The 17860-nt window shown below is 71.7% G+C and carries 13 protein-coding genes; 1 reads left to right on the forward strand and 12 read right to left on the reverse strand.

The annotated features are described in order from the left end of the window. Positions 1-13: 13 nt before the first annotated feature. The 3 genes from AB0M39_RS00160 to AB0M39_RS00170 all read right to left on the reverse strand — a co-directional run bounded on the left by AB0M39_RS00160 (position 14) and on the right by AB0M39_RS00170 (position 5132). Positions 14-580, reverse strand: a complete 567-nt coding sequence (locus tag AB0M39_RS00160; protein ID WP_365358406.1) for a GNAT family protein — start codon at positions 578-580, stop codon at positions 14-16. A gap of 18 nt (positions 581-598) precedes the next feature. Further along, positions 599-2803, reverse strand: a complete 2205-nt coding sequence (locus AB0M39_RS00165) for an MMPL family transporter (RefSeq protein ID WP_365358408.1) — start codon at positions 2801-2803, stop codon at positions 599-601. A 229-nt stretch (positions 2804-3032) separates the two neighbouring features. After that, positions 3033-5132 (reverse strand): phosphocholine-specific phospholipase C, encoded by a 2100-nt coding sequence (locus AB0M39_RS00170; protein WP_365358410.1) that lies wholly within the window; start codon positions 5130-5132, stop codon positions 3033-3035. Positions 5133-5470: 338 nt separating this feature from the next. Between AB0M39_RS00170 and AB0M39_RS00175 the strand changes: the two genes are divergently transcribed. Then, positions 5471-6406: a hypothetical protein gene (locus AB0M39_RS00175; RefSeq protein WP_365358411.1), complete on the forward strand. Its 936-nt coding sequence runs from the start codon at positions 5471-5473 to the stop codon at positions 6404-6406. 335 nt (positions 6407-6741) lie between these two features. Here the strand turns inward: AB0M39_RS00175 and gatB are convergent, their stop codons facing one another. From gatB to AB0M39_RS00220, 9 genes are all read right to left on the reverse strand, one after another. Then, a complete protein-coding gene (gene gatB, locus AB0M39_RS00180; RefSeq protein ID WP_365358413.1) occupies positions 6742-8250 on the reverse strand; it encodes an Asp-tRNA(Asn)/Glu-tRNA(Gln) amidotransferase subunit GatB in 1509 nt (502 codons plus the stop codon). 16 nt (positions 8251-8266) lie between these two features. Further along, positions 8267-8500 carry a hypothetical protein gene (locus tag AB0M39_RS00185; protein WP_365358415.1) on the reverse strand — a complete coding sequence of 78 codons (234 nt, stop codon included), beginning with the start codon at positions 8498-8500 and terminating at the stop codon, positions 8267-8269. A gap of 5 nt (positions 8501-8505) precedes the next feature. After that, the gene (gene gatA, locus AB0M39_RS00190; protein WP_365358417.1) at positions 8506-10005 is read right to left on the reverse strand and encodes an Asp-tRNA(Asn)/Glu-tRNA(Gln) amidotransferase subunit GatA; all 1500 of its coding nucleotides are present in this window, start codon (positions 10003-10005) and stop codon (positions 8506-8508) included. Positions 10006-10011: 6 nt separating this feature from the next. After that, entirely contained in the window at positions 10012-10308 is a 297-nt protein-coding gene (gene gatC, locus AB0M39_RS00195; protein ID WP_365358419.1) for an Asp-tRNA(Asn)/Glu-tRNA(Gln) amidotransferase subunit GatC, read from the reverse strand. Positions 10309-10857: 549 nt separating this feature from the next. Next, positions 10858-12912: a bifunctional diguanylate cyclase/phosphodiesterase gene (locus tag AB0M39_RS00200; RefSeq protein WP_365358421.1), complete on the reverse strand. Its 2055-nt coding sequence runs from the start codon at positions 12910-12912 to the stop codon at positions 10858-10860. Between the two features lie 379 nt (positions 12913-13291). Beyond that, positions 13292-15475: an NAD-dependent DNA ligase LigA gene (gene ligA / locus AB0M39_RS00205; RefSeq protein ID WP_365358423.1), complete on the reverse strand. Its 2184-nt coding sequence runs from the start codon at positions 15473-15475 to the stop codon at positions 13292-13294. Between the two features lie 43 nt (positions 15476-15518). Beyond that, positions 15519-16514: a methionine synthase gene (locus AB0M39_RS00210; protein ID WP_365358425.1), complete on the reverse strand. Its 996-nt coding sequence runs from the start codon at positions 16512-16514 to the stop codon at positions 15519-15521. Beyond that, positions 16511-17200, reverse strand: coding sequence for an SDR family oxidoreductase (locus AB0M39_RS00215; protein WP_365358427.1), 690 nt, complete (start codon positions 17198-17200; stop codon positions 16511-16513). The genes AB0M39_RS00210 and AB0M39_RS00215 overlap by 4 nt, the downstream gene beginning before the upstream one ends. Positions 17201-17216: 16 nt before the next feature. Continuing rightward, positions 17217-17756 carry a TIGR00730 family Rossman fold protein gene (locus tag AB0M39_RS00220; RefSeq protein WP_365358429.1) on the reverse strand — a complete coding sequence of 180 codons (540 nt, stop codon included), beginning with the start codon at positions 17754-17756 and terminating at the stop codon, positions 17217-17219. Positions 17757-17860 lie beyond the last annotated feature (104 nt).

Below are 17860 nucleotides of genomic sequence, written 5' to 3' on the forward strand. Positions count from 1 at the left end.
TGCCCGAAGCCCGCTAGCGGGTCTGGGCCGAGCGCGCCGCCCGCCACTCCGAGGCCAGCACCGACCAGATCTCCGAGTCGTGCCGCTTGCCGCGGTAGGGGTAGCTCTCCCGCAGGACCCCGTCCCGCGTCATCCCGAGCCGCTCGGCGACCTTGATGCTCGCCGTGTTGCCCGAGGACGCCACCCACTCGATCCGGTGCATCCCGCGCTCTTCGACCGCCCAGTCGATCAGCACCCGGGCGGCGCGCGTGACCAGGCCCCTGCCCGCCGCGGACGGCTCCAGCCAGCAGCCGACCTCGCAGGACTCCCGTACGGCGTCGAAGACCCGGAAGAGCACCCCGCCGACCAGCTTGCCGTCCAGCCAGATGCCGTAGATCCGGCCGGCGTCCGCCGCCTGCTTGTCGGCGTACGACTGCAGGAAGGCGCGCGCCGAGTCGACGTCGACGGCCAACGCGGCCAGCGGGATGTACTGGCCGATGAACTCCCGCCCGCGGTCCATGTGGGCCAGGTACTCCTCGGCCTGCCAGGGCTCCAGCGGACGCAGCTGCGCCCCGTCGTCGCCCAGCGATATCGCGAACACTCTTGGTCCTCCCCGTGCTTACGGCACGAGCTGCCCGTTCTCGCTCGCGCGCTGCCCAGGGATCTTCGCATGCGGGCCGCGGTCGGGCGGCTCGATGCTGATGCGCGGCAGCCGGCGGTCCAGCCAGCCGGGCAGCCACCAGTTCGCGCCGCCGAGCATGTGCATGAGCGCGGGCACCAGGAGCGTGCGCAGCACGAACGCGTCCAGCGCGACCGCCGCGGCCAGGGCGATGCCGAACATCGCGATGACGCGGTCGCCGCTGAGGACGAAGGCGAGGAACACCGAGATCATGATCACAGCAGCGGAGTTGATCACTCGGCTGGTCTCGGCGAGGCCCACGCGCACGGCCCGCCGGTTGTCGCGGGTCTCCAGCCACTCCTCGTACATCCGGCTCACCAGGAACACCTGGTAGTCCATAGAGAGCCCGAAGAGCACGGAGACCATGATGACCGGCAGGAACGGCTCGATCGGCCCGGCCCGGCCCAGTCCCAGCAGCTCGCTGCCCCAGCCCCACTGGAAGATCGCCACGACGATCCCGAAGGACGAGGCGACGGCGGCGACGTTCATGGCCGCCGCCTTGAGCGGGATCCCGATCGAGCGGAAGGCGAACAGCAGGAGCAGACAGCCGAGCGCGATGACGACGCCGACGAAGAGCGGCAGCTTGCCGACGATGATCTCGGCGAAGTCGTCGTAGCCGGCGGTCACGCCGCCGACCTGGACGTCCAGGGAGGTGCCGTCCTCGGCGGCCGGCAGGACGTCCTGCCTCAGCCGGTCGACGAGGTCGCTGGTGGACTGCGACTGGGGCGCGGACCGAGGCACGACGACGAGCGCCGCCGTGTCGCCGCTGCTGTTGTACGCGACCGGGCCGACGGACGCGACGCCCTCCGCGCCCCTGAGGGCGCCCGGCAGCTTCTCCAGGGCGAGGCGCTCGTCGGCGCCGTCGAGGTGGGCGACGAGGGTCAGCGGCCCGTTGACGCCCGGTCCGAAGCCCTCGGCGAGCAGGTCGTACGCCTGGCGGGTGGTGGCGGAGGCGGGGCCGTTGCCCTGGTCGGAAGTGCCGAGGTGGAGCGAGAACGTGGGAAGGGCCAGCACCAGCATGACCGCGGCGGCGACGCCGCCCAGCAGCTTGGGGCGCCGCTCCACGAACGCGGACCAGCGGGCGGCGAAGCCGGTCGGCAGCTCGGGCTGCGGACCGTGCTCGGCCAGGCGCCGGCGCTCGCGCCGGCTGAGCGCCTTCATGCCGATGAAGGACAGCAGGGCGGGCAGCAGGGTCACCGAGGCGGCGACGGTGAGGACGACGGTGAGCGAGGCAGCTATGGCGACGCCGTTGAGGAAGCTCAGGCGCAGGATGAGCATGCCGAGCAGCGCGATGCAGACGGTCGCGCCCGCGAAGACGACGGCGCGGCCGGTGGTGGCGACGGCGTTGCGGGCCGCCTCGCCCACGGGCAGGCCGCGTTTGAGGCCCTTGCGGTGTCTGGTGACGATGAACAGGGCGTAGTCGATCCCGACGCCGAGCCCGATGAGCAGGCCGAGCATCGGCGCGAAGTCGGCGACGGTCATCACATGGCCGAGCAGCACGATGCCCGCGTAGGCGGTCCCGACGGACACCAGGGCGGTGGCGATGGGGAGCAGGCTGGCGGCGAGCGATCCGAAGGCGAGGAAGAGCACGACGGCGGCGACGGCCACTCCGACGATCTCGGCCGTATGTCCGCCGGGCGCCTCGGTGAGCGCTATAGCGCTTCCGCCGAGCGCCACCTGGACGCCTTCGTCCTCGGCGGCGAGCGCTCTGTCGACGACGGCGTCGATCTGCGCGGTGGGTATGTCCTCGGCCTGCTCGTCGAAGGTGACGCCGGCGTAGGCGGTGCGTCCGTCGGCGCTGATCTGCGCGCCGCCCTCGCTTGTGTACGGGCCGACGACGGCGGCTATCCCGTCGAGCCGAGCGACGTCCTCGAGCATCTGGGACATGCGCTGCTCGACGCCGGCGGCGCGGACGCTGCCCCGGTCGGTGTGCCAGACGATCGTGTCGGCGTCGCCGGCCTTGCCGTGGAAGCCCTCCTCGATGAGGGCCGCGGCCCGGCCGGACTCGGCGCCCGGCACCTCGTAGTCGTTCGAGTACGCGGATCCCGCCGTCCCCGCGGCCGCCGCGACCCCTGCGAACGCCAGCAGCCACAGCAGTACGGCGACGAGCCGGTGCTGGACGCACCACCGGGCGATAGCTGCCAACGGATCGCTCCCTGGGGGTTCGTGGATCTTTGATCGGGAACGGCCCGCAAAGAACGAAGTCCTAACAAAGAGCAACTCTGACAGCCAATAGTGATCCTTTGCCCCTTTCGTGGCCATACTCACAGAGGTGCGGGGGCCCTGGACCAGCGGTCCCGGGCCCCCGCGCACGACCTTGCTCGTTCGCCCCGGGCGCGCGCCGCGCTATGGCGGGCGCCGAGCGCCGCCCGGCTCAGCCCGAGACGCTCGCGCGCCCGTTCTCGATGTGGCCCATCAGGCGGCGGCGGAACCCCGCTCCGGCGTCGCCCTCGGCGCTCACCTCGACGTCGTACCAGCCGTGCGCGTCCGCGGCCGAGTGGACGACGGTGCGGCTGCGGCCCGGCTTGACGGTGATCGTGCGGGTCCAGTCGCCGAGATCGGCCTCGTCGACGTAGCCGAGGGGGCGGACGGTGAAGACGATCGCCTCGTCGCCGTCGTTGCGCAGGATCAGATGCAGATCACGGTCGTGGTGGTCGATGGACGAGGAGAGCTGGGCGCCGCCGGTCACGCGCCCGGCGAACTCGCGGCGGAAGCCGTTCGGCCCGGTGACCGTGAAGCGGTAGGCGTCCTTGGTAAGGGGCACCGACCACTGCGCCCTGCCCCTTACGTCCTTGTGCTGCGGAACGGGGAACTCGCCCGCGTACGGATAGAGCGCGAAGTGCGCGCTCGCCTTTCCGCTGTTGCTCAGCGCCAGCCGGAAGACCCCGTCCACGACCTTGCCGTGCGCGTCCGGCTGGTACGGCAGCGGACGCGCGGGACGGACGCCCTCCTCCTGCACGGGCATCTGCTGCACGGCCGGCGGAACGGGCCGCCAGCGCCCGGTGAAGGGCGGAGCCTGTCCCGGCTGCCGCACGTCCGGCTGTGGCCGGCCGCGCCGGAAGTCGAAGGCGGAGGTGAGATCGCCGACGACGGCGCGCCGCCAGGGCGTGATGTTCGGCTCCGCGACGCCCGTCCACTTCTCCAGCAGCCGTATCACCGAGGTGTGGTCGAAGACCTCGGAGCAGACATAGCCGCCGACCGACCAGGGGGAGATCACCAGCATCGGGACCCGCACGCCGAGCCCGACGGGCAGGCCCTGCCACCGCTCGTCCTCGTTCTCGGCGGGCGGCACGGGCGGCGGGACATGGTCGAAGAAGCCGTCGTTCTCGTCGTAGTTGATCAGCACGACGGTGTGCCGCCATACCTCCGGATGCGAGCCGAGCGCGTCGAGCACCTGGTAGACGAGGGACGCGGACGCTATGGGCGACGAGGAGCCGGGGTGCTCGGAGTCCAGCGCGGACGGCACCAGGTAGGAGACCTCGGGCAGCTCGCCCGCGGCGACGTCGGCCCGGAACCGCTCGGCGAGGCTGCCGGTCTCCCCGCGCCGCAGCCCCCGCTCGAAGAGGGACCGCTCCGCCGCCGTGAGGGTGGCGACGCCCTCCTCCAGGGCGGCGAGCAGCCTCGCGCGCTCGGCGGCGTCCTGGCTCTCGCGCACCTTCGCGTAGAACGCCTCCATGAAGGTGTGGCCGCCGGTCTTGGCGAGGGCCTTGCGCGCGATCTTCTTGAAGGCGGTGAAGAACTCGATGTTGTTGTCGGTGAAGTTCTCCCACTCCTGGTACGTCTTCCAGCTGCGGCCGGCCGCTTCCAGCCGCTCCGCGTAGGTGGGCCACGGGTAGCCGGGATGGACGCCCTCGGCGTACGCGGCGTTGGTCACCGCCCGGGAGCCGTCGGCCTCGTACCCGGTCCAGCCGCTCCATAGGTGGTTGCGGTTGGGGCTGGTGGAGGTGTGGGTCGAGGAGTGGTAGGCGTCGCAGATGGTGAAGGTGTCGGCGAGCTCGTAGTGCAGGGGCAGGTCGCGCCGGTCGTAGTACGCCATGGTGGCGGCGGTCTTCGCGGAGACCCAGCCGTCCATCCAGCCGTCGTGCCAGGCCTTGGCGCCACCGCTCCAGGAGTGGTCGAGGTCGCCGATGTACTGCAGGTCCTTCTTCTGCGCCTCGGCGGCCTCGCGCACAGGGAAGGGCAGCACCGTGCGCTCCGGTCCCGGCTGCTCGAAGACCGTGGCGCCGGAGGGCAGTTCGACGGCGTTGCGGTCGCCGAAGCCGCGCACTCCGCGCAGGGCGCCGAAGTAGTGGTCGAAGGACCGGTTCTCCTGCATCAGGACGACCACGTGCCTGACCGCGTGCAGTCCGCCGCGCGGCGGCTCGGCGGCCAGCGCGGCCCGCAGTGAGGGCGGCAGCAGCGAGCCGGCCGACGCCGCGCCGACGGCGCCCCCGCCGAGTGCGAGCAGCCGCCTCCGTGAGATGTCCGTGGTCACGTCGTCCTCCCGATTCCCTTGTTACGGCCGGGAACGTAATCGCGCCGGATGACAGAGGGAAGGCCCATGAACGGCGTGACGGTGAACGTCCAACAGCCCGTGCGAAGAGTCCAACTCAGGCCGCCTACGGACTCGATCGTTCCGCCGAGACGGCGGGTGTCCAGAATGTGGACCTCTTGTTTCAGCCGCTCCGGCGGGCCGCCGCGCCCCGATACGGCCTGATCGTCCTGCGCACGGGCAGGCAAGCGGGCGGCGCCGGGCCGCCCGGCGTCGAGATTGCGTCTTGGTCCCCCATTACTCGGCGTCAGTTGTCAGTGACTGCTGGCACGATGACGGATATGGACTACAGGGGGACAGACCACACGGGGACCTACTATCCATCGGCGACCGGGTACGAGCCGGTCCTCACGCCAGGCGAGGCGGCGGAGTTCGCGCGCTCGCTCCACGACGCACCGGACCGGCACTTCGGCCAGGATCCGGTCCCGGTGCTCTTGTACGAACCGGGGGCCTCGCTGCGGGAGCGGCGCGAGGCGTTCCAGGAGGTGTACGACACGGTCGTGGCCCGGATCGGAGAGCCGACGCTGTACGGCGGCTCGGCGGAGGGCCCGAACGTCCGCTGGCGCGACGGCGACAGGGTCGTGCTGCTCGCGGGGAACCGGACCCGGGCGCAGCTCTCGGTCCACGGCACGGACGCGCTGGAGAGCGAGGAGCGCAGGACGTTCGAGTGGGGCGGCCCCTGTTCGGCGGACGAGCCGCACGACTTCGAGTATCTGCCGTACACCTGGCAGCTGGACCGCAGCGGCCCGGGCGAGCGCCCCACGGAGCGCCCCGGCGCGCGCATGGCCTCGGGTCTCGAGCACTTCGAGAGCGCGCTGGAGCTGCTGCTCGCCGCCTGGGTGGAGCAGCTTCCGGTGCAGGTCGGCACGGACTGGGCCAGCTTCTGCCTGACCAGCGGAGTGGACCGGGGGCGCCAGCTGCTCGTGTCGTACAGCCTGGCGGACGGCCTGCACGCCTCGATCGACGACCGCGACGGCGAGGACAGCCCGGAGCGGGCGCATCAGATGGTGGCGCGCGGCTGGCAGTCGCGCGATCGGGGCTGGTGGCAGACGGACATCGAGGACCCGGACCGCGCGTCCGCGGCGGCGGTGGCCCGCCTGGCGCTCACGGAGCTGCGCGCCCGCGGCACCCGGGAGCCGGAGGAGCTGCGCGCGCGGGACGCCAGCTGCAAGGACCGCGGCGAGCTGTGGCTTCCGGGCCTGGGCATACGTCACTGAGGCCGGCTTGGCGGTACGGGGGAGACGAGGGGCGACCCCGCCCTCGCGCGCGCCGGCGAAGGGGAGCGCCCCGACGCCTGACCGGACCCGTGCGCGGACGCGGATCCGTAGACGCGGTCCCCTGCGCAAACACGGACCCGCAGACACAGGCCGGCAGACGCAGACCCGTGTGCAGACGCGGACCCGCGGACACAGACCCGCGGACACAGACCGGTAGACGCCAGACCCGTAGACACGGCCCCGTAGACGCCGACCGGTAGGCACCGCCCGTAGACGCGGAAAGAGGCGACCCGCACCCGAGGTGCGAGCCGCCCCTGTGCGCGGCGGAGCCGGTGTCAGCCCTCGACGCCCAGCTTCTCCAGGATCAGTTCCTTCACACGGGCCGCGTCCGCCTGGCCGCGGGTGGTCTTCATGACTGCTCCGACCAGTGCGCCGACCGCCGCGACCTTGCCGCCGCGGATCTTGTCGGCGATGGCCGCGTTGCCCGCGATGGCCTCGTCGACGGCCGCGCCGAGCGCGCCCTCGTCCGAGACGACCTTCAGACCGCGCTTGTCGACGACCGCGTCCGGGTCGCCCTCGCCGGTGAGCACGCCCTCGATGACCTGGCGGGCCAGCTTGTCGTTGAGGTCGCCGGAGGACACCATCGCGGCCACCCGGGCCACCTGGGCCGGGGTGATCGGCAGCGACGACAGCTCGACGCCGTCCTCGTTGGAGCGGCGGGCCAGCTCGCCCATCCACCACTTGCGCGCCGCGGACGCGTCCGCGCCCGCCTCGATGGTGGCGACGATCAGGTCGACCGCGCCCGCGTTGAGGATCGACTGCATGTCGTGCTCGGAGACGCCCCACTCCTCGCGCAGCCGGTTACGTCGTACGCGCGGCAGCTCGGGCAGACCCGCGCGCAGCTCCTCGACCCACTCACGGGACGGGGCCACGGGCACCAGGTCGGGCTCGGGGAAGTACCGGTAGTCCTCGGCCTCCTCCTTGACCCGGCCCGACGTCGTGGAGCCGTCGTCCTCGTGGAAGTGACGGGTCTCCTGGATGATCGTGCCGCCCGAGGAGAGCACCGCGGCGTGCCGCTGGACCTCGTAGCGGGCGGCCCTCTCCACGCTCCGCAGCGAGTTGACGTTCTTCGTCTCCGAGCGCGTGCCGAACTTCTCGACCCCGTGGGGCCGCAGCGAGAGGTTCACATCGCACCGCATCTGGCCCTGCTCCATGCGGGCCTCGGAGACGCCGAGCGCCTTGATGAGCTCGCGCAGCTCGGCGACGTACGCCTTGGCGACCTCGGGGGCGCGCTCGCCCGCTCCCTCGATCGGCTTGGTGACGATCTCGATCAGCGGGATGCCGGCGCGGTTGTAGTCGAGCAGGGAGTGGGACGCGCCGTGGATACGGCCGGTGGCGCCGCCGACGTGCGTCGACTTGCCGGTGTCCTCCTCCATGTGGGCGCGCTCGATCTCCACGCGGAAGACCTCGCCGTCCTCCAGCTGGACGTCCAGATAGCCGTTGAAGGCGATCGGCTCGTCGTACTGCGAGGTCTGGAAGTTCTTCGGCATGTCCGGATAGAAGTAGTTCTTCCGGGCGAAACGGCACCACTCGGCGATCTCGCAGTGCAGCGCGAGACCGATCTTGACGGCGGACTCGACGCCGATCGCGTTGACGACCGGCAGGGAGCCGGGCATGCCGAGGCAGATCGGGCAGGTCTGCGAGTTGGGCTCGGCGCCCAGCTCGGTCGAGCAGCCGCAGAACATCTTGGTCTTGGTGCCGAGTTCGACGTGGACCTCGAGGCCCATGACGGGGTCATAGGCGGCGAGGGCGTCCTCGTACGACACCAGTTCAGTGACGGTCACGGTGAAACTTTCCCTCTCAGCCCAGCAGAACGTCGTCGTCGCCGAGCCGCTTCAGCTCGCGATAGAGGATGGCCAGGCCCGTGACGATGGCGGCCGCGGAGACGGCGGCGTCGACCAGCCGCAGCATGTCCCCGTCGTTGCGGGCGAGCTTCGCCTGCTTGGCGACGCTGATCGCGCCGAACGCGGTGCTGCCGAGCGACACGTACAGCCCAGTCTTGGACTTCTTGAAGTTCTTGGCTTTCTTGGCCATGGCACTCACAGCGACGGAGCCTCCTCAAGCAGCGGGTGACCCCACTTTTCCACGAAGGCGGCCTCGACGGCAGCGCCGACCTTGTACAGCCGGTCGTCCTTCATGGCGGGGGCGATGATCTGCAGTCCGACCGGCAGGCCGTCCTCCGGCGCGAGACCACAGGGCAGCGACATGGCGGCGTTGCCGGCCAGGTTGGTCGGGATGGTGCACAGGTCGGCGAGGTACATCGCCATCGGGTCGTCGGCGCGCTCGCCGATCGGGAAGGCGGTGGTGGGCGTGGTCGGCGAGACGATCACGTCGACCTGCTCGAAGGCCTTCTCGAAGTCCCGGGTGATGAGCGTGCGGACCTTCTGCGCGGAGCCGTAGTACGCGTCGTAGTAGCCGGAGCTGAGCGCGTACGTGCCGAGCATGATGCGGCGCTTGACCTCGTCGCCGAAGCCGGCCTCGCGGGTCAGCGCGGTGACGTCCTCGGCGGACTTCGTGCCGTCGTCGCCGACCCGCAGGCCATAGCGCATGGCGTCGAAGCGGGCCAGGTTGGAGGAGCACTCGGACGGCGCGATCAGGTAGTACGCCGACAGGGCCAGGTCGAACGACGGGCAGTCCAGCTCGACGATCGTCGCGCCGAGCGACTTCAGCAGCTCGACCGACTCGTTGAAGCGCTGGACGACGCCGGCCTGGTAGCCCTCGCCGGAGAACTGCTTGACGACGCCGACGCGCATGCCCTCGACGCTGCCGTTGCGGGCGGCGTCGACGACCGGCGGGACCGGGGCGTCGATGGAGGTCGAGTCGAGCGGGTCGTGCCCGGCGATGATCTCGTGGAGCAGCGCCGCGTCCAGGACCGTGCGGGCGCAGGGGCCGCCCTGGTCGAGGGACGACGAGAAGGCGACCATGCCGTAGCGGGAGACGCCGCCGTAGGTGGGCTTCACGCCGACCGTGCCGGTGACGGCGGCGGGCTGGCGGATGGAGCCGCCGGTGTCCGTGCCGATGGCGAGCGGGGCCTCGTACGAGGCGAGGGCCGCGCTGGAGCCGCCGCCGGAGCCGCCGGGGATCCGGGTCAGGTCCCAGGGGTTGCCGGTGGGGCCGTACGCGCTGTTCTCGGTGGAGGACCCCATGGCGAACTCGTCCATGTTGGTCTTGCCGAGGATGACGACGTCGGCTGCCTTGAGGCGCTTGGTCAGCGTCGCGTCGTACGGCGGGATCCAGCCCTCGAGGATCTTGGAGCCGACCGTGGTCGGAATGCCCTCGGTGGTGAAGATGTCCTTCAGCGCGAGCGGGACGCCGGCCAGCGGGCCGAGCTTCTCGCCCGCGGCGCGCTTGGCGTCCACGGCGCGAGCCTGGGCCAGCGCGCCCTCGCGGTCGACGTGCAGGAAGGCGTGCACCTTCTCGTCGACGGCGTCGATGCGGGCCAGGTGGGCCTCGGTGACCTGGACGGCCGTGAGGTCGCCGGCGGCGATCTTCTCGGCGATCTGGGCGGCGGTGAGCTTGATGATGTTGCTGTCCGTCATGGTGGGTTAGTCCTCCCCCAGGATCTGTGGCACCTTGAAACGCTGCTGCTCCTGGGCCGGGGCGCCGGAGAGCGCCTGCTCGGGGGTGAGCGACGGACGGACCTCGTCCGCGCGCATGACATTGGTCAGCGGCAGCGGGTGGGAGGTCGGGGGTACGTCTTGGTCGGCGACCTCGGATACGCGGGCGACCGCGCCGATGATGTCGTCGAGCTGAACGGCGAAGTGGTCGAGCTCTTCGGCCTTCAGCTCCAGACGCGCCAGCCGGGCGAGGTGGGCGACCTCCTCGCGCGTAATGCCAGGCATGCAGCGATCCTCAGGGGTGAGTGCGTGTGGTTTGGGGCCAATCCTATGGGGCGGGGGCGGGTGGCCACGAAACGGTTTGGCGGGGCGGGGGGTCCTCAGGTGCCGGACGGGCTGTTTTCCGCGGGGCGGGGCGGTTTCCTGGCGGGGAGGCGCGGCCAGACCAGCCTGGGACTCCGGTGTCCTCAAACGCCGGACGGGCTGAGTTTCCCCGGACGGGAGGTGCGTCCAGACAGCCTGGGGCTCCGGCGTCCTCAAACGCCGGACGGGCTGAGTTTCCCCGGGCGGGCTAGGAGTCCCCGGGCGGGGCGGATGCCCGGGGGCAGGCGCTGCCGAGACAGGCGGGGACTCCAGCGTCCTCAAGCGCCGGACGGGCTGGGATTCCCCGGACGGGCTGGGTTGCCCCGGACGGGCTGGGTTTGCCCGGACGGGGCGGTTGCCCGGGGGCGGGTGCCGCCGAGACAGGCGGGGACTCCAGCGTCCTCAAACGCCGGACGGGCTGGGTTGCCCCGGGCGGGCTGGGTGGCCCGGGTGGGCGGGCTGGAAGCGTCGTTAGGGGACTACCTGGGTGGAGGGCTCGTCCGCGTCTGTGGGGGATGCGGGGAGTTCCGCGGGGCGGTGCCAGCCGTGTTCGCCCCTGGCGCGCAGCCAGGCCGTCGTCTCCTGGGGTGGCATCGCCGCCGCGACCAGCCAGCCCTGGACCGCGTCGCAGCCCAGGTCGCGCAGCCGTTCCCAGGTCTCGTCGTCCTCGACTCCCTCGGCGACCACCAGCAGGCCCAGGGAGTGGGCGAGGTCGACGGTGCAGCGGACGATCTCCGCGTCCTCGTTGTCGACGGCGAGGCGTGCCACGAACGAGCGGTCGATCTTGAGCTCGCTCACCGGGAGCCTGCGCAGGTGGACGAGGGAGGAGTAGCCGGTGCCGAAGTCGTCCAGGGACATCTTGACGCCGTGGTCCGTCAGCCCGGCCAGGGTGTCCGCGGCGCGCTGCGGGTCCTCCAGCAGGACGTGCTCCGTTATCTCCAGCTGGAGCGCGCCCGGGGGCACCCCGTGGCGGGCGAGGCGGGCGGCGACGGAGCCGGCGAAGCCGGGGGTGTGGACGTCGCGCGGGGAGACGTTGACCGCGACGGGGACCTCCAGTCCCTGCGCGCGCCAGACGGCGACCTGGGCGAGGGCGGTGTCGAGGACGTACTCCGTCAGGTGCGGCATCAGCCCGGAGGACTCGGCGATCGCGATGAACTCGTCCGGAGGGACCCGGCCCCGGTCGGGGTGGACCCAGCGCACCAGGGCCTCGAGGCCGGCGACATGGCCGTCGAAGCGGACCTTGGGCTGGTAGTGGAGCTCGACCTCGCCGGCGTCGAGCGCCCGGCGCAGATCGCCCAGCAGGCCGAGGCGGTCGGGGGTGTTGCTGTCGCGCTTGGACTCGTACACCTCGACGCCCGTACGGTCCCGCTTGGCCTGGTACATCGCCACGTCCGCGCGGCGCAGCAGGCCCTCCGCGTCGAGCGCGTGGTCGGGGAAGACGGCGACGCCCGCGCTCGCCTCCAGGACGAGGGTGAGGCCGTCGAGGTCGAGCGGCGAGGACAGCTCGGCGACCAGATGGCGGGCGACGCGCTGGGCGCTGGTGGTGGAGTCGGCGGTCGGGAGCAGCACGGCGAACTCGTCGCCGCCCAGCCGCGCGGCCTCCGCCCCGCGCGGCAGCGCCAGCCGGAGCCGGTCGGCTATCTGCAGCAGCAGCCGGTCTCCCGCCAGGTGGCCGAGGGTGTCGTTGACCGAGCGGAAGCGGTCCAGGTCGATCAGTACGAGAGCGGATCGGGCGCCGCTGCCCTCGGCGTCCTCCAGGGCGGACCAGGTCCGCTCCAGCAGCCACTGGCGGTTGGGCAGTCCGGTCAGCGGGTCTCGCAGCTGCTCCTCGGCTCGGGCGCGGGCGATCCACAGCGTGGAGTCGAGGGCGATCAGCGGCACGGAGAACAGCGGCAGCAGCAGGGGCATGGCGACGGCGACGACGCAGATCAGCGGGGCGATGCCGAGCAGGGCGACCGCGACGAGGCCCTGCCGCAGCAGGGCCGTACGGGCGGCTGTGGGCAGTCCGCCGCCCTGTGGGGCCAGGACGTGCCAGAGCAGCAGCCGGGTGACGCTCAGATAGGCGGTGGCCGCCACCGCCACTTCCGGTGCGGCGGCGATCCCCCAGTCGAGCGGTTCCCAGGGCTGTTCGACGGAGGGGTTGACGCCGAACACGGCGAGGACGAGCGCGGCGGCGCCGATGCCGAGGATGTCGACGGAGCCGTGCACGACGCCTTGTCGCCAGCGGTGTCTGCGGGCCGCGCCGACCAGGACGACGACGGCCAGGCTGACCAGTCCGGCGGGCACCCAGCCGAACAGCAGGAGCACGGCGAGGGTGAGGGCGGCGCCGGAGCCGGTGCCGCCCCACCAGCGGTCGCGGCCGAGCGCGACCAGATGCCCGACGATGATCCCGGTGAGGACGGCCAGCGACCAGCCGACGGTCGAGGTGGGGAAGAGCGCGTGGCCCTCCCGCACGGTGCGGAAGATCCCGGTCGCCAGGACGGCGGCCGCGCCGACCACGACGGCGACGGGCAGTTGCGAGGTCATGCCCGCAAGGGCCGCGACTCCACCCGGCCGTGAGACCGGGGCGGCGCTCTCGGTCGGTTTCATTCCCGTCCCTCTCACAGCCGGCGGTGCCGTTGGCTCGCGATGGCTCCCGTTGTCATGCCACCACGACTGAATTCCCACCACGCAGCCGTGCACGACAAGCGCACGTCTCAACAGTAGGCCGCAGGAGGCTCGGACGGGCAGCGCTCTACAGCTCTTGCCCGAATGCGACCCGGCCACCCTTATCCATCTGGTATGCGCTGAACGGGTGACCTGTACTGGGTGTTCCGCGGCGGTTCCGGCCGTCTGATTCCGGCCCGTACGCGCCCCCTTAGAGCCCCACGCGAGCCCCTCCCGAGCCCCGCGCAAGCCCCCTCCGTCACGCCTCTGCAGGCACAGCGGCCTCACGGGCCGCCTCCGGTCCCTGTTCGAGGAGCACCGTGAAGCCGTCCTCGTCCAACACGGGCACTTTCAGCTGCATGGCCTTGTCGTACTTGGAACCGGGGTTGTCGCCGACCACGACGAAGGCCGTCTTCTTGGAAACGGAACCGGCCACTTTCGCTCCGAGGCTCTGGAGGGCCTCTTTTGCGCCATCCCTGGTGTGGTTCTCCAGGGTGCCGGTGACGACGACGGTGAGTCCCGCCAGCGGTCGGGGCCCTTCGTCCTCCCCCGCGCCCTCCTCCTCCAGCCGGACGCCCGCCTCCCGCCACTTGCGGACGATCTCGCGGTGCCAGTCCTCCTCGAACCACTGCTTGACGGAGGCCGCGATGGTGTCGGCGACTCCGTCGACCGCCGCCAGCTCCTCCTGGCTCGCCTGCTCGATGCGGTCGATCGACCGGAACTCACGGGCCAGGGCGGCCGCGGCGACCGGGCCGACGTGGCGGATGGAGAGGCCGTTGAGGAACCGGGCGAGCGGGCGCTCCTTGGCCGCCGCGATGTTCTCCAGCATCGCCAGGGCGTTCTTCCTCGGCTCGCCCTTCTGGTTGGCGAAGACGGTGACGACCTTCTCCTCGCCGGTCTTGGGGTCGCGCTTGGGCAGCCCGCTGTCCGGGTCGAGGACGTACGCCTTGATGGGCAGCAGCTGCTCGATGGTGAGGTCGAACAGGTCGCCCTCGTCCTTGAGGGCCGGCTCGGCCGGCTCCAGCGGTCTGGTCAGGGCGGCCGCGGCCACCTCGCCGAAGTTCTCGATGTCCAGGCACTCGCGGCCGGCGAGATAGGAGACCCGCTCGCGCAACTGGGCGGGGCAGGACCGGGCGTTGGGACAGCGGAGGTCGATGTCGCCCTCCTTCATGGCCCGCAGCGCCGTCCCGCAGTCGGGGCACTCGGCCGGCATGACGAACTCGCGCTCGCTGCCGTCCCGCAGGTCCACCACCGGGCCGAGGATCTCCGGGATGACGTCGCCCGCCTTGCGGATCACCACGGTGTCGCCGATGAGCACGCCCTTGGCCTTGACGACCTCCTGGTTGTGCAGGGTGGCGAACTCGACCTCGGAGCCGGCCACCGTCACCGGCTCCACCTGGGCGTACGGAGTGACCCGGCCGGTCCGCCCGACGCCCACCCGGATCTCGATCAGCTTGGTGTTGACCTCCTCCGGCGGGTACTTCCAGGCGATGGCCCAGCGCGGCGCCCGCGCGGTGGAGCCGAGCCGCCCCTGGAGCGGGATCTCGTCCAGCTTGACGACGACCCCGTCGATCTCGTGCTCCACGGAGTGGCGGTTCTCGCCGAAGTACGCGATGAACTCCCGTACGTCGTCGAGGGAGTCGACCACCTTGTTGTGCCCGGCGGTGGGCATGCCCCATTCGCGCAGCAGGTCGTACGCGTGCGACAGACGGTCGATGTCGAAGCCCTCGCGCGCGCCGATGCCGTGCACGACCATGCGCAGCGGGCGGGTCGCCGTGACCTTCGGGTCCTTCTGGCGCAGCGAGCCCGCCGCCGCGTTGCGCGGGTTGGCGAAGGGCTTGTCGCCGGCCGCCACCAGGCGGGCGTTGAGGTCCTGGAACTTCTCCATCGGGAAGTAGACCTCGCCGCGGATCTCGACGAGGGGCGGGACGCGGTCGCCCTTCAGCCGGTGGGGGACGTCGGCGATGGTGCGGACATTGGGGGTGATGTCCTCGCCGGTGCGCCCGTCGCCGCGGGTGGCGGCCCGCGTCAGCCGTCCGTGCTCGTACGTCAGGTTGACGGCGAGGCCGTCGACCTTCAGCTCGCACAGCAGGTGGTAGTCCCCGGTGTTGACCTCGCGGGCGACGCGCTCCGCCCAGCCGGCCAGCTCGGCGTCGTCGAAGGCGTTGTCCAGCGAGAGCATGCGCTCGCGGTGCTCGACGGCCGTGAACTCCGTCTCGTACTGCCCGGCGACCTTCTGGGTCGGGGAGTCGGGCGTGCGCAGCTCCGGATGCTGCTCCTCCAGGGCCTCCAGGGAGCGCAGCAGCTTGTCGAACTCGCCGTCGCTGACGACCGGCTGGTCCCTCACGTAGTACCGGAAGCGGTGCTCCTCGACCTGCTCGGCCAGCTGGGCATGCTTCTCCCGAGCCTCGGCGGGCACTGCCCCGTGCTGTTCGACAGCCACCGTCTCATCCTCCCGTTACCTGGGCCCTGGACACCCCGGGCCGCTACTCAGGGTTGTCAGCGAGCGATCTCGCCGCCTTGACGCAGTGGGCGAGAGCCGCCCGGGCATACGCGGGCGAAGCACCCGCGAGACCGCACGACGGGGTGATCGCCACGGACTCGCTGAGAGTCCCCGGATTCAGCCCCAGCCTGCGCCACAGCGTCCTGACACCCATGACGCTACCGGCAGGGTCTGACAATGCGGCGTCAGTGGACGGCACGACGCCCGCGAACAGCTGCGTACCCCCTTCCACCGCCTCGCCGATCGACTCCTCGTCACGTTCGGTGAGCAGAGAGAAATCGAACGAGACGCCTGCCGCGCCGGCCCGGCGCAGCAGCGCGAACGGCACGTCCGGCGCGCAGGAGTGCACGACGACGGGCCCCTCGGCGACGCCGACGACGTCCCGCAGCGTGGACTCGACGATCTGGCGGTCCACCGCGCGGTGGGTGCGGTACCCGCTGGCGGTCCTGATCTGTCCGCGCAGCACGGCGGTCAGCGACGGCTCGTCCAGCTGGAGGACCACCTGCGCGCCGGGCGCCCGGCGGCGCACCTCCGCCAGATGCGTGCGCAGCCCCTCCGCGAGCGAGCCCGCCAGGTCGCGCACGGCGCCGGGGTCGCCGAGCGCCGCCTCGCCGTTGCGCAGCTCCAGCGCGGCGGCGAGCGTCCAGGGCCCCACCGCCTGCACCTTCAGCGGCCCCTCGAACCCCTGGGTGAACTCCTCCAGCGCGTCCAGGTCCTCGCCGAGCCAGGAGCGGGCGCGCCGGGTGTCGCGTCCCGGCCGGTCGCTGACCCGCCAGCCGCTGGGCTCCACATGGCCGTACAACTCGACGAGCAGGCCGATGGTCCGCCCGATCATGTCGGCGCCGGGTCCGCGCGCCGGCAGCTCGGGCAGGTGCGGAAACTCCTCGAACGCCCCCACGGCCGTCTTGGCGGCCTCGCGCGCGTCGCCGCCGGGCATCGAGCCGACGCCGGTGGCGGGTCCCCACTGCACGGCGCTCACCGGCCCGGCCGCACCGTCAGGTCGTTGATCTCCGCGTCGCGCGGCAGATCGATCGCCGTGACGATCGCCGTCGCGACCGACTCCGGGCTGATCCAGCGGGAGGCGTCGTACTCCTTGCCCTCCTGCGAGTGCACCTTGGCCTGCATGGGGCTGGCGGTGCGGCCCGGGTAGACGGAGGTCACGCGGACGCCGTTGCCGTGCTCCTCGTTGCGCAGGGAATCGGCGAGCGCCTTCAGGCCGTGCTTGGAGGCGGCGTACGCGCCCCACTCGGCGTGGGCGTTGAGCCCCGCGCCCGAGTTGACGAAGAGCACATGGCCCTTGGCGGCGCGGAGTTGGGGCAGGAACAGCCGGGTGAGCTCGGCCGGGGAGATCAGGTTGGCGTTGAGCTGCTGGTGCCAGGTCTTGGGGCGCAGCTCGGCGATCGGACCGAGGTCGACGACGCCCGCGATGTGCAGCAGCGAGTCGAGCCGGTCGGGCATCGGCTGCATGCCCAGGGACCGGGAGATGCGGTCGGGGTCGGCGAGGTCGGCGACGAGCGTGCGCGCGCCTTCGTAGTGGGTGGCGAGCTCCTTGGCGCGTCCGGCGTCGCGCGCCAGGAGGATCAGCTCGTCGCCTCGCTCGTGCAGCCGGCGGGTCACGGCCGCGCCGATGCCGGAGCCCGCCCCGGTGATCAGGTGTGTTGCCATACGGGACATGCTCGCATTACTGCACGCCTGCGGACTCCTCCAGGTAGGCGAGAGCACCGACGCCGTCCTCGGCGAAGAAGACCAGCTCCGTCAGGGGCAGCGGCAGGAAGCCCTCCTCGTCCATCCGCCGGAACTGCTCCTTCAGCCCGTCGTAGAAGCCCGCGGTGTTCAGCAGGACGACCGGCTTGGCGTGCTTGCCGTGCTTCTTCAGCTCCAGGATCTCGGTGGCCTCGTCCAGCGTTCCCGCGCCGCCGACCATGATCACGATCGCGTCGGACTTGGCGAGCAGCAGCGCCTTGCGCTCGGCGAGGTCCTCGGCGATCACCAGCTCGTCGGCGTCGGCGCGGGCGGTCGCCGCGAGGAACTCCACGGAGACGCCGACCAGCCGCCCGCCGGCGCTCCGCACGCCGTCCGCGACGACCTTCATCAGCCCGCTCTCGGACCCGCCCCACACCAGGGTGTGCCCGCCCTTGCCTATGAGCTCGGCGAACTCACGGGCCGGGCCGGTATAGCGCTCGTCGAGGTCGGCGGCGGAGAGGAAGACGCAGATGTTCATGGAGCCAACCGTACGGGCCGGCTCTGACAGCCCCCGCGGACGGCCTCGGGGCGCCGCGGAGAACGCACTCCCTCGGGGCGCCGGGAACGCGCGGCCCTCGGGGC

This window comes from Streptomyces sp. NPDC051907, assembly GCF_040681075.1.
GTDB lineage: Bacteria > Actinomycetota > Actinomycetes > Streptomycetales > Streptomycetaceae > Streptomyces.

Coding starts and splice junctions, on each gene's coding strand:
- AB0M39_RS00175 (WP_365358411.1), top strand. CDS start 5,471: ATGGACTACAGGGGGACAGACCACACGGGGACCTACTATCCATCGGCG.
- AB0M39_RS00185 (WP_365358415.1), bottom strand. CDS start 8,500: ATGGCCAAGAAAGCCAAGAACTTCAAGAAGTCCAAGACTGGGCTGTAC.
- gatA (WP_365358417.1), bottom strand. CDS start 10,005: ATGACGGACAGCAACATCATCAAGCTCACCGCCGCCCAGATCGCCGAG.
- gatC (WP_365358419.1), bottom strand. CDS start 10,308: ATGCCTGGCATTACGCGCGAGGAGGTCGCCCACCTCGCCCGGCTGGCG.
- AB0M39_RS00200 (WP_365358421.1), bottom strand. CDS start 12,912: ATGACCTCGCAACTGCCCGTCGCCGTCGTGGTCGGCGCGGCCGCCGTC.
- AB0M39_RS00215 (WP_365358427.1), bottom strand. CDS start 17,200: ATGGCAACACACCTGATCACCGGGGCGGGCTCCGGCATCGGCGCGGCC.
- AB0M39_RS00220 (WP_365358429.1), bottom strand. CDS start 17,756: ATGAACATCTGCGTCTTCCTCTCCGCCGCCGACCTCGACGAGCGCTAT.